Source organism: Crocosphaera sp. Alani8 (assembly GCF_038442745.1).
In the GTDB taxonomy this organism is placed as follows: domain Bacteria; phylum Cyanobacteriota; class Cyanobacteriia; order Cyanobacteriales; family Microcystaceae; genus Crocosphaera.
In genome coordinates, this window is the sequence record NZ_JARVCN010000079.1 from 1 (window position 1) to 11,516 (window position 11,516).

Genomic DNA, 11,516 nt, shown 5'->3' on the forward strand with positions numbered 1-11,516 from the left:
GGGCGAACTCGAAACTTTATTTTCATCTTTGTCCCCTAACTTTCGGCGAGTCCCACCAGACTTTTTGAGAAGCTTCTTGTCTATTTTTACGCCATTCTTTATTGAGAGCAAAGACAAAATAGGTTGGAAGACGAGAAGCAATAACTTCTGCCTGTTTTGAGCCTTGTTCAGATTTTTCTACAAAGTTTTTCAACCATTTAATTAATACAGGTTGCAATAAGTTGAGAATTTCAAGTTGCTTAGGATAAGAAAAAAAGTTTTGTTTGATAGAAATTTCTTGTTGCTCTAATGTTTTTTCAAGGTCAAGCTTTTCTAATAGTTTATCTAATCTTTTATTGCTTTCATCACTCTCAATATTTTCATCAAAAATATCTAAGTCTTGACTATCGAATAAGTCTCTATTATCTAATAGGTTTTGACTATCTTTGATTAGACTAAATATGGCTTGATTAAGAGAGCGATAGACGAGTAACCAAACAACTTCTTCTACTGTTCTCTCTTTGAGATGAATGGCAGCACCAACATCAACAAGTTCTTTGGCAACAAAATCCCATTTCCCTACGATTCCATTGATGACTGCTTTACTTAATGATTTGAATATATCTTTGAAATTAACCCCTAAATGTCGATTCCAAAAAGAGATAGGTTTGTGTCCCTTAAATTCTTCTTCGTTAATCATTATTTTTTCCTAATCTAACAAGTCTATTTACTTACGAACTTGAGTAATACAGTAATCAAGTAATTTAGTAATAATGATATAAGATTTAGGAACTGATTGATATTAAAAATATATTTGCACTCAATAAGCTCCTTTTAAGTTTTCTTGTAAGTAGTCGGACATAAATATAGTTAACTGTCTTAAGAAATGTAAATTAGTTGTCACTCCTATCCCTGCTACCTGCTAACTTCACAGTAATGCTTATTTTTGTCCAGGTACTTAGTATGATGTGAGGGTTGAAAGGAAGATTAGGAAAGTATTTGCCCTTTTGTTTTGTGGGTTAATAATATTACAATGTTAGGACTATTAGCTTTTTACCTCAAATTTAATGATTTTATCTTTGATGTTAATAGTTGAAAGAACGTTAATAACCAAGGAATTGGTAATATGAATAACAAGAAATATCCTTGGCAGAATCGTTTTGTATGTATTTTTTTGACCGTTAACATAATACTAATTATGTTAGCCACGCAACTGTTTTTTTTGCCATCAACTAAAGGAGTAAATATCCCTAGTTTTCAGGAGAGACGGGGAGTTTGGATAACGAATGTTGCTAGTGCGGTTTTGTTTTTCCCGGGTAGTATCAATCGTGTCATCAAAGAATTAGCTGATCACAATTTTAATACTGTTTATCCTGTTGTTTGGAATCGAGGTTATACTTTTTATCCTAGTTCCTTAGCAGAAAAAATGATTGGCAAATCTCAAGAACCTTTACTAAATAGGACAAGATTTAATCCAGATGTTTTAAGGGTAATTGTCAAAGAATGTCATCAACGAGAAATGGATGTTATTACTTGGTTTGAATACGGATTAATGATTCCTAAAAATTCGCTCGTAGCACAAAAGCATCCAGACTGGTTAACCCATAGCCAACAGGGTTCACTTAATCCATTATATAAAGACGAATTAGCAGCAAAAAATACGAATAATACAGATAATTTATTTCAGCGTTTGCAAAAATATGGTTATCAAAAACAAGCTAGTCAGTTAGTTTGGTTAAATCCTTTGCATCCTGAAGTACAGCAACTAATAAAAGGATTAATGTTAGAAGTAATTATGAATTATCAAGTAGACGGTGTGCAATTAGACGATCATTTTGGACTACCTGTAGAACTAGGATATGATCCTTTAACTATTAGAATATATCAACAAGAACATGGAGGTAAAAGTCCTCCTAAAAATCCCCGTAATCCTCAATGGATGGCGTGGAGAGCCAAAAAACTGACTATGTTTATGGCAGATTTAGCCAAAACAATAAAAACCGTTAACCCGGAAATCTTAATTTCTTTATCTCCTAATTCCCATGCTTTTTCTTATCAAAACTATTTACAAGATTGGAAGACTTGGGTACAACAAGGATTAATCGATGAATTGGTTATACAAGTATACAGAAATGATCTAGATAGTTTTAATAGAGAACTACATCAATCTGCTGTTAAACTAGCTCGTCAAAAAATTCCTGTTAGTGTTGGTATTCTATCAGGAACTCTCAACAATACTGTGAAAATAGAACAAATTAAACAACAAGTTGAAACAGTAAGAAAACAAGGATTTAATGGAGTTTCCTTTTTTTACTGGGAATCTTTGTGGGGGTATTTAGCTCCTGAGTCTCCTTACAAACGTCGTCATGTATTCGATGAAATGTTTTCTGAATAATACAAAAACTGAGTTAAAAGTTAGTAATTATAATACTAACCATTTTCGTTAGTATTGGAATCTTTAAAGTCATTTTTTATTCTTCTGAAATTATTTGAGCAGGTACAAGGATAGGTTGAGCGTCTTTTGGCTCGATATTAAATAATACTTGGCTTGTAGATGAAGGACAACACAAAGGATCACCACTAATATAACGTTTATATTCCACCAATAAGCGATCAGCACTGTTGATGAAAATTCGAGCAATATCGCCATCCTGTCGAGAATTCATCGGCTTTGGTGATAAAGTTCCTGCAAACTGTTCTCCTACAAAGACAAATGCTTGATAACCTAAAGGACGACACATTCCGTCTACCCCACTCATGGCAGTAATGACAGTGGTTTGATCATAGGTTTGTTGAGGACCAAATAATTCCCAACCTGCTTTAATAATAGACCTATCTTTAGGGTTTTTCGCCTCTCTTATTTGCTCTTTGCATCTATCGATACTGGGAAGATCGGCATCAGTTTTTGGTGCATTAGGAATCTGTTTTCCGATTTCATTCCAGTTATCTATCTCTTCGTCTAACCAAATTTTTGTTCTTGGATCGACTTGCTTTTTACTAATAATTTCAAGCAGTGACCATTGAAAACTACTACTATCAGCAGGGGGATTTAAGTTTTTTTTTGAACAATTTTTACTTGATAAAGATTGCCAGGTTCATAGTTAAATCCTTCAATTTCTCCATAAAATAATGTCCATTTATCCTCTAATTTTTCCTTTATTTGCAAGCATTTTCGAGGTGCAACACCGATACAATCGACAGTTTTGGGGCTTATATAAACAGTTTTTTGTGTTATTTTGTTGTTATTATTAATATTTTTGAAGGTCATTATACGGATTTCTTTTTCTCTAATATAAGCGATTTGTAATTCTCCTTCTGCGTTAATGTTATGAAGTTTTGCTCCTTCTAAGGCAGACAGAAATACAAATTCTTGGTTCATTATTTCTTCGGGACAAGCTTTACGAGTTGCAGCGATTAAGCCTACTTTTATGGCGTTTTCCTGAATAGCGTAACCCCCGGTATAACGATTACAACTCCCACTACCTGAAAGTCTATCTTCTGCAAACATTAAGGTAGAATTTTCTTGGCTTAATTCTTGGTTTTCTGTCCAACTTATTAATTGCCATTCTGTTCCTATTAGGTCATTTTTGGGTGGATTTTCTGTTGAGTTTGAGGGACTTTCATTTGCGATCGCCAGATCAAATCTACTTAGGGAAACTAGGGAAACTGCGATGGTGGTTATTTGGCAAACTATTTTAACAATTTTACTTTTATTTCTCATTTCTATTAACTCCTCTATCAATCAATTGTTTCAATATAATCATAACAAATTTTTAGTTTGTTGATGGGAATGAAGATTTAGATTAAGTTTTTTTGACTTAAAAAATCTTTAACAACCTCAGTAACTGACTCTCTTTCGTGATCAACTAAGTAGTTTAGCTGTCCCATTTCTTCTGAAGATATTTGTCCTGACAATTGTTGTATTATTGAACTTAACTCGGGATGTTCTTCTAATGTGTTTTGATTAAAAACAGGAACCGCTTCATAAGGAGGAAAATAGTTCTTATTATCTTCTAACATCTGTAAATCTAAAACCTCAATCAATCCGTCTGTTGAATTTCCGGCTACTAAGTCCACATTTTTTTCTTCTAAAGCACGATACATTAATCCTAATTCCATGCTTTTTGGTTGCTGAGCAAATCGCAGATTATACGTCTTAGAAAGTCCAGGATAACCGTCTTCTCTAGACAAAAATTCGTAACTAAAACCGGCTTTCCATTCGGGAGTATATTTGGCTACATCGGAAATAGTTTCCAGATTATACCGTTTAGCATCTTCTCCTCTAACTAGAATAGCGTAAGTATTTTCAAAGCCTAAAGATGCCATAACTTCCAGTTGAAATTCTTGATCATAAACTGTTTTTACTTCTTGGAAAACAAGGCTAGGATTACTAATGGGTTTTTGTTCTAGAATAGCTGTAAAAGCTGTTCCTGTGTATTCGACATAACCATCTATTTCCCCTGCTTTAACTGCTTCATGACAAATAAAGGTTCCTCCCAAATTAAAGCGACGATCGACTTTTAAATCACTATTATTTTCGATTTGTTGAGAGACAATTTCTCCTAGAATAAGTTGTTCGGTAAAGTTTTTTGAGCCAATAATAATTTGACCTTGTGATTGATTGATAAAACTAAAGGCTACAAATATGAGTGAAATAATTAGCAACAAAAACGCCACAATTTTTTTATTATTGCTTTGGTTACTAGCAGTTGTTTGTGTTAAGTTATTCTCTATCCAACCCAATCCCCAATCTACTGATAAAGCAATAATAGCTGAGGGAATTGCACCCACTAAAATCATAGTATTATCGACAGTGGATAGTCCTCTAAAAATAAATTCACCTAAACCTCCTCCTCCTATGGCTGCAGCAATAGTGGCAATTCCAACACAAATAACAGCCGCAATTCTAATTCCTCCTAAAATTACTCTTAAAGCTAATGGTAGTTCAATTAAAAATAGTATTTTGATCGGGGTTAATCCTAAAGATTCACCTGCTTCTTTTACTCCTTTTTTGATCTGAGTAATTCCGATATAAGTATTCTTAATAATTGGCAACAAAGCATATAGTATCAAAGCAATAATAGCAGGCCTTTTACCAATTCCTCCAAAGAAAGGGACAGTAATTAGAAACCCAAATAATGCTAAACTAGGAATTGTTTGTACTGCATTAGTAATGATTAAAATAGGGTTAGCTAATTTTGGATAACGACTCATGATAATCCCTAAAGGAACCCCAATCCCTGTGGCAGCAATCATGGCTGTTAAAACTAAGGTTATGTGTTCTCCTGTTCGTAATAAAATAACTGATCTAGGAGGAATTGAAAGTAGTAAGTCCATTTTTTGACCTAATTATTGATGCTTTTAGGGGCTGATTATTCTTATGAAAAATGCTGAAAACCTTGCTTTAAGGTTAATGGATATTGTTGATCTCCATCGACTAATATAACTGATTGCTCTTCCACGATTTTACCAATAATTCTGGCTTCTTTTCCTATTGTTTGAACTAAAGTTTTCCCTTTTTCCTCTGCTAAGCATAAAACTAATTCAAAATCTTCTCCTCCGTATAATACCCAATTTAGGGCTTGATCTCCATGAAAACACTGTGATATCTTAGATACAGATGGTAAAGTTGCCATATCTATGCGCGCCCCTAAACCACTCAGTTTACACATTTGTAAGACTGCATCCCCCAAACCGTCGCTACTATCCATCCCTGTTATGGTATCTGTTTCCATGATTTCCCATAGATGAGGCAGTATGTCCAAACGAGGTTGAGGGTACTGGTGAGCATAGATTAACTTAGAACGTTCCTCTGACCCAATATTGGCGGCATTGGGGTTGAGCAGTAATTCTAGTCCTGAACGGGACATCCCATGATAGCCTGTAGTTACGATTACTTGACCAGGTTGCGCCGTAGAGCGTTTAATGACTCGATTAGGGTAAGTCTGACCCAAAGCTGTGATACTAATAGTAGTAACCTTGGAGCGGCAAATATCTCCTCCAATGATGGGTGTGTCGTATCGCTTCAACAAGTCGCTCATCCCTTGGTACATAAGCTCTACCCACTCTACCGAAGTATCACCAGTTAAGGCGAGTCCGACTGTAACTCCGATGGGACTTGCTCCCATAGCTGCGAGATCGGACAAATTAGCTGCGATCGCACGCCAACCAACAGAATGAGGTGGAGTAGTGGTATCGCTGAAATGTACTCCATCTACCAAAACGTCCGTAGTAACAACTAATTGCTGTAGATTATGGAGGGATAAAACTGCACCATCATCTCCGATGATATCATCAGGACAAAAACGTTGCAATTTTTTTAGTAGTCCTTGCTCCCCAATATCTCTAACTTTCATCGCTTGTTGCGTAAATTAGGGTTAAACATTTCACTAATACCTTCCCCTATAAAAGATAACCCTACCACCATAGATGTCATAGCGATTCCAGGGAAAAGAGTTGTCCACCAAATACCTGTAGATAAATCCGGTAATGCTTCTTTGAGATCGTGACCCCATTCGGGAACTTCTTCGGGCAAACCTAACCCTAAAAAACCCAAACCACCTAGTACCAAGATAGCATCAGCGGCATTCAAAGTAAAGACCACAGGAACACTTTGAATAACATTTAAAAATAAATAGCGAGACAAAACACGAGTAGGGGTTGCTCCCATTGCTTTTGCGGCTTCGATAAATAACTCATTTTTAACGCTAGTGGTATGGTTCCGCACTATCCTATAATACTGAGGAATATAGGCAATACTTACTGCAATTGCCACATTTAAAATTCCTCGCCCCAAAATAAAAGCCAAAGTAACCGATAATAATAAACCAGGAATTGTATAGATTGTATCCATGAAAAATAAAAGAAATTTATCTATTTTTCCTCCCAAGTAACCACTAATTAGTCCTAAAGGAACTCCTATAGCCATCGACAAAATAGTTGCCAAAAAAACGACTTTTAAAGCCGCTTGAGAACCTAGAAGAGTACGAGAAAATACATCGTATCCTCTAACATTGGTTCCTAACCAATGACGAATACTGGGGGAATCTCCAGGAACATTACTTAATAAATCAGTGGGATTTTGTAGAAAGCCGATTCCTTGTAAAATAGGAGCTAATACAGCAATGAACAACCAGAATAAAGTAATGAATATACCAAGATACATTAATATTTGGGCAAAGTTCTCTGGAGAAAAACGGTTTGATTTAGACTTTGATACAAGCATAAGCTAAGGATTTGGCTGGCGATAGATACGAAAAAATTGTAACCTATTATGACCAAGTGGAGAACTATTATTCTGCTATAATTACCTAAACCTTATCTTTAACGATGGGTTTTTATACAAACAGAAAACCTAACTTACATCTAACTGTAGAAAATACAATTTATGTCTTCACCGTTTATTGTTGTCATAACAACAACATCAAAAAAAGAAGAAGCCAAAAAAATTGCTCAAACTTTGTTAACTGAAAAGTTAGCAGGCTGTGTGCAAATTGTGGGACCCATTAACAGTTATTATCATTGGGAAAGCAAACTATGCGAAGATGACGAATGGATCTGTTTGATTAAAAGTAATCAAGAAAATTATCAAGCCCTAGAAAAAAGAATTCAAGAAATCCATAACTATGAGGTTCCTGAGATTATTAGTTTACCCATTCAAGACGGAAATCAAAGCTATTTAAGTTGGTTAAATAACCAGCTGCAATAGAGTACAATTAATCAAAATAAATCTCATTCAATACTTTCATCTCAGTAAAAGCAGGACTTATACTTTATCCAAAAATATGTTGAAATTATGACCATTGCTAAATCTAGTCGTCAATTGAATATTTCTCTAATTGTAAGTGATTTATCCAGTAAAGGTGCAGGGCGTTGGGGAGGTGCTATTCGACCTTTTTTATTAACACAAGCTTTACAAAAATTAGGGCATAATGTTAAGATTTTCGGCATCGCTTATGAAGAAAACGGGTTAGCAGAATTACCCGAAGATTTACCCATAATTTCTATTCCTTGTCCTTATTATGCAAAGTTTGGGGGAATGTGGCGATCCCTGCAACAATTATTACCACAAGTTGACGGGGATATTCTCTATGCTGTTAAATTAAAACCCAGTAGCTATGGCATTGCCTTACTCAAAAAATACCTAAGTCATCGTCCTTTAATTGTAGATATTGATGACTGGGAAATGAGTTGGTTTGGAGGAGATAATTGGCGATATAATTTCACTGTAAAAAAGTTCATCGAGGACTTATTTAAAGGTGATGCTCCTTTGCAACATCCTGATCACCCCTTCTACTTACAAAAGATAGAGAAGCTAGTTTCTTCAGCAGATAAAATAACCTTACATACCCAATTTATTCAAAAACGTTTCGGGGGTATTTACGTTCCTAATGGTAAAGATACCGACTTATTTGATCCGCAAAAATATGACCCTGATAAAAGTCGTAAAAAATATAATCTAGAAAATTATAAAATTCTCATGTTTCCTGGCGCACCCCGACCTTATAAAGGTGTAGAAGATATTTTAATAGCCCTAGAAAAACTCAATAATCCCGAGTTGAAATTAGTAATTGTTGGAGGAAGTCCCTATGATAATTATGATAAAAAACTCAAAGAAAAATGGGGCAGATGGTTAATTCAACTACCAAAGTCTCCTGTAGAATCCATGCCAGAAATCGTTTCTACTGCTCATTTAGTGGTAGTTCCTCAACAAGATACACCAGCTACACAAGCCCAATTTCCCCTAAAGTTAACCGATGGAATGGCTATGGCTAAGCCTATTTTAGCAACCAAAGTAGGAGATATTCCTGAAATTTTAGGGGATACTGAATACTTAGTTGATCCCAGTTCCCCTGAACAATTAGCCAGTAAAATAGATTGGATTTTTAATCATTTAGAAGAAGCACAGGAAAAAGGAAAACAAGCTAGAGAGAGATGTATTAAATCTTACAGCTTAGAATCAATGGCGACTATTTTATCTCATGTTTTAGAACCCTTTTGTTAACAGTTATCAGTTACCAGTTAACAGTTATTAGTTATTCCTCAAAAGCAAAAATTTATTTATTGTGCAGGTCAGGAAACTGCTATAATTATCTTCTAATAAGTCATTGGCGAAAATAAATCATGACAACCCATTTCATCGAAGCAGAAATCGATCTTCAGCAAACCCCTCTCACTGTTAAAGAAGTAGAAGAAAATCTCAAAAAAGAAGGGGAACCCCTACGCTGGGCTGTTACTAAAGTAGATAAAGAAACACAAACTGCCCAGGTGGAAGCCATCGTTACCAGTGAGAAATAACTGATAACCGAATAACTGATGATTCATCGTCCTTATACGGCCGTACTAATTGTCCCTACAGGCATTGGGGCTGCCATTGGGGGTTATGCAGGAGACGCTTTACCTGTGGCTAAGGCAATGGCAAAAATCTGCGATCGCCTCATAACCCACCCTAACGTACTCAATGGGGCGCAACTGTACTGGCCTGCAGACAATATTCTTTATGTAGAAGGGTACGGTTTAGATCGCTTTGCCCAAGGTAACTGGGGACTCAAACCCGTCCATCAAAACCGAGTGGGATTGATTTTGGATCGAGGTATCGAACCAGAGTTGAGAACCCGTCATATTCAAGCAGCAGATGCCACTAGAGCCACCCTAGGACTGACTTTAACAGATTATGTAATGACGGATACGCCTTTAGAGGTAGAACTGCGTACAGCCCATTCTGGAGCGAGTTGGGGAACCATCGGCAAGCCTGATAGTTTACTCAGGGCAGCCGACAAACTAATCAAAAAAAGTAAGGCAGAAGCCATCGCCGTTGTTGCTCGGTTTCCCGACGAATTAGATAGTTTGGTCTTAGATAACTATCGTCACGGACAAGGGGTTGACCCCTTAGCTGGTGCAGAAGCGGTCATTTCTCACCTAATTGTCCGTGAATTTTGCCTTCCCTGCGCCCATGCTCCCGCTTTAGAACCCCTACCGGTGGATGATACCATATCCCCTCGGGCGGCTGCAGAAGAATTGGGCTACACCTTTTTACCCTGTGTGTTGGTGGGATTAAGCCGCGCACCCCAGTTTATTACCCAACCTCAAACCAACAGCATTTGGGCCGACGAAGTAGACGCTTTGGTAATTCCTCACACAGCTTGTGGTGGTAGTGGGATACTGAGTTTGAGCCAAAGCAAAACCCGTATTATTACTGTCAGAGATAATACAACAGCCCTCAATGTTACCCCCGAAGACTTAGGAATGGAGGCCATTACGGTAAACTCGTATTTAGAGGCGTTGGGTGTTTTGGTGGCTCATAAAGCTGGCATTAGTATCGAACCTTTACGTCCTATTGTTAGCCCTATTTCTGAAGCCTGTGACTAATCCTAACTCATCTGACATGGAACCGTTGACCCGTACCCAAATTTTAGTAGTAATGGGGGTAACGGCCATAATTCTGCTAATTGTAGCTAAAATATGGCAGTATTTTGGTTCCATTGCCCTAATTACCATCCAATTCTCCGCCGAAGCACTACTATACGGAGTGGCTCTAGCCGGTATAATCATTGTTGCCAGTAGTATTGTTTATCGCCTTTGGCCGGCTTATCGTCGAAGCGCAGATACTTATCTATTATTGGTTTTGAGGCCCTTAGTATGGCCTGATTTAATTTGGTTGGGTTTATTACCTGGCCTGAGCGAAGAATTGTTGTTTCGTGGGGTAATGTTGCCAGCTTTAGGGTACGATTTACTAGCACTGGTTTTATCTAGCTTAGTGTTTGGGGTATTACACTTAAGTGGTTCCCAGCAATGGCCCTATGTGGTTTGGGCAACTGTGGTGGGGTTTGCCCTTGGTTATAGTGCTTTGATGACCGATAATTTATTGGTTCCTATTACCGCTCATATCATTACTAATTGGATGTCGAGCGCACTTTGGAAATTTAATAATAGAAATAGTGATCTTACTTCTTAATTGATTGTATTATGGAAGTCCAATTTAGAGAGTTTAATCCCTTTGATGTTTGGGTTTGGGTAGAGTTTGACACAGTTCCTGCTCCAATGGAAAAACAATACTTAGAAGAAGTATTTAATTCCTGGTTTTATTTAGGAAAACTAGGGGGTTTTAATGCCGAAAACCTCCAGGTTCAAGACATGGGAGTAGAAGTCAGTTATATGGACTACAACACAAAAGTATCCGATGAAATCATGATGGCTCCCATGCATAATATGGCTGAGTTTGAATATGAAGGGGTCTGGGGTCGTTGTTGGTTTGATCTCGGCACTAGTGATTTAATTGCTCTCGATATTTTGATCAATTCTTTAACTCAATTAAGTCAGGAATTAGTTGTCATTAAAAAGTTGATTATTGGCGGAGAGAATGAAGACTGGCCTATCGATAATAAGAGACAAACTATGTTTGCAGATGATGAATAAAAGTAGTTAATAAATAGGATAAATACCCTACTCCCTGCTCCCTGCTCCCCGACAATCTTAACTAGCAGTTTAGCTAACCGCCGAGAAGCCCCGCACTATAAACGAGGGGGATTTATCAAACC

General features: G+C 36.9%; 13 protein-coding genes. 7 read left to right on the forward strand and 6 right to left on the reverse strand.

Annotated features, from left to right (window positions below):
* Positions 1-22: 22 nt before the first annotated feature.
* Positions 23-679 (reverse strand): hypothetical protein, encoded by a 657-nt coding sequence (locus P9B04_RS06000; protein ID WP_342054091.1) that lies wholly within the window; start codon positions 677-679, stop codon positions 23-25.
* Positions 680-1,105: 426 nt separating this feature from the next.
* On the opposite strand from P9B04_RS06000, the gene P9B04_RS06005 reads away from it, so the two are divergent.
* Positions 1,106-2,374 (forward strand): glycoside hydrolase family 10 protein, encoded by a 1,269-nt coding sequence (locus P9B04_RS06005; protein WP_342054092.1) that lies wholly within the window; start codon positions 1,106-1,108, stop codon positions 2,372-2,374.
* Between the two features lie 76 nt (positions 2,375-2,450).
* On the opposite strand, the gene P9B04_RS06010 is transcribed toward P9B04_RS06005, so the two are convergent.
* From P9B04_RS06010 to P9B04_RS06030, 5 genes are all read right to left on the reverse strand, one after another.
* A complete protein-coding gene (locus tag P9B04_RS06010) occupies positions 2,451-2,993 on the reverse strand; it encodes an LppP/LprE family lipoprotein (RefSeq protein ID WP_342054103.1) in 543 nt (180 codons plus the stop codon).
* Between the two features lie 35 nt (positions 2,994-3,028).
* Positions 3,029-3,700 (reverse strand): META and DUF4377 domain-containing protein, encoded by a 672-nt coding sequence (locus tag P9B04_RS06015; RefSeq protein WP_342054093.1) that lies wholly within the window; start codon positions 3,698-3,700, stop codon positions 3,029-3,031.
* Between the two features lie 77 nt (positions 3,701-3,777).
* Positions 3,778-5,316 (reverse strand): glycine betaine ABC transporter substrate-binding protein, encoded by a 1,539-nt coding sequence (locus tag P9B04_RS06020; RefSeq protein WP_342054094.1) that lies wholly within the window; start codon positions 5,314-5,316, stop codon positions 3,778-3,780.
* Positions 5,317-5,357: 41 nt separating this feature from the next.
* A complete protein-coding gene (thiL, locus tag P9B04_RS06025; protein ID WP_342054095.1) occupies positions 5,358-6,335 on the reverse strand; it encodes a thiamine-phosphate kinase in 978 nt (325 codons plus the stop codon).
* Positions 6,332-7,144, reverse strand: a complete 813-nt coding sequence (locus P9B04_RS06030; RefSeq protein WP_446717971.1) for an ABC transporter permease — start codon at positions 7,142-7,144, stop codon at positions 6,332-6,334. The genes thiL and P9B04_RS06030 overlap by 4 nt, the downstream gene beginning before the upstream one ends.
* A gap of 222 nt (positions 7,145-7,366) precedes the next feature.
* Between P9B04_RS06030 and cutA the strand changes: the two genes are divergently transcribed.
* From cutA to P9B04_RS06060, 6 genes are all read left to right on the forward strand, one after another.
* Positions 7,367-7,687: a divalent-cation tolerance protein CutA gene (gene cutA, locus P9B04_RS06035; RefSeq protein ID WP_342054097.1), complete on the forward strand. Its 321-nt coding sequence runs from the start codon at positions 7,367-7,369 to the stop codon at positions 7,685-7,687.
* An 87-nt stretch (positions 7,688-7,774) separates the two neighbouring features.
* Entirely contained in the window at positions 7,775-8,983 is a 1,209-nt protein-coding gene (locus P9B04_RS06040; protein ID WP_342054098.1) for a glycosyltransferase family 4 protein, read from the forward strand.
* Between the two features lie 119 nt (positions 8,984-9,102).
* Entirely contained in the window at positions 9,103-9,276 is a 174-nt protein-coding gene (locus tag P9B04_RS06045; RefSeq protein WP_342054099.1) for a hypothetical protein, read from the forward strand.
* Positions 9,277-9,294: 18 nt separating this feature from the next.
* Entirely contained in the window at positions 9,295-10,347 is a 1,053-nt protein-coding gene (locus P9B04_RS06050; protein ID WP_342054100.1) for a DUF3326 domain-containing protein, read from the forward strand.
* Positions 10,340-10,933: a CPBP family intramembrane glutamic endopeptidase gene (locus P9B04_RS06055; protein WP_342054101.1), complete on the forward strand. Its 594-nt coding sequence runs from the start codon at positions 10,340-10,342 to the stop codon at positions 10,931-10,933. Before P9B04_RS06050 ends, P9B04_RS06055 begins: the two co-directional genes overlap by 8 nt.
* An 11-nt stretch (positions 10,934-10,944) precedes the next feature.
* Entirely contained in the window at positions 10,945-11,394 is a 450-nt protein-coding gene (locus P9B04_RS06060) for a DUF3531 family protein (protein WP_342054102.1), read from the forward strand.
* Positions 11,395-11,516: the final 122 nt, after the last annotated feature.

What these genes read in the sequence shown, in the direction of transcription:
- P9B04_RS06000 (WP_342054091.1), bottom strand. Translation starts at nt 679, where the DNA reads ATGATTAACGAAGAAGAATTTAAGGGACACAAACCTATCTCTTTTTGG.
- P9B04_RS06005 (WP_342054092.1), top strand. Translation starts at nt 1,106, where the DNA reads ATGAATAACAAGAAATATCCTTGGCAGAATCGTTTTGTATGTATTTTT.
- P9B04_RS06015 (WP_342054093.1), bottom strand. Translation starts at nt 3,700, where the DNA reads ATGAGAAATAAAAGTAAAATTGTTAAAATAGTTTGCCAAATAACCACC.
- P9B04_RS06020 (WP_342054094.1), bottom strand. Translation starts at nt 5,316, where the DNA reads ATGGACTTACTACTTTCAATTCCTCCTAGATCAGTTATTTTATTACGA.
- thiL (WP_342054095.1), bottom strand. Translation starts at nt 6,335, where the DNA reads ATGAAAGTTAGAGATATTGGGGAGCAAGGACTACTAAAAAAATTGCAA.
- P9B04_RS06030 (WP_446717971.1), bottom strand. Translation starts at nt 7,144, where the DNA reads ATGTATCTTGGTATATTCATTACTTTATTCTGGTTGTTCATTGCTGTA.
- cutA (WP_342054097.1), top strand. Translation starts at nt 7,367, where the DNA reads ATGTCTTCACCGTTTATTGTTGTCATAACAACAACATCAAAAAAAGAA.
- P9B04_RS06040 (WP_342054098.1), top strand. Translation starts at nt 7,775, where the DNA reads ATGACCATTGCTAAATCTAGTCGTCAATTGAATATTTCTCTAATTGTA.
- P9B04_RS06045 (WP_342054099.1), top strand. Translation starts at nt 9,103, where the DNA reads ATGACAACCCATTTCATCGAAGCAGAAATCGATCTTCAGCAAACCCCT.
- P9B04_RS06050 (WP_342054100.1), top strand. Translation starts at nt 9,295, where the DNA reads ATGATTCATCGTCCTTATACGGCCGTACTAATTGTCCCTACAGGCATT.
- P9B04_RS06060 (WP_342054102.1), top strand. Translation starts at nt 10,945, where the DNA reads ATGGAAGTCCAATTTAGAGAGTTTAATCCCTTTGATGTTTGGGTTTGG.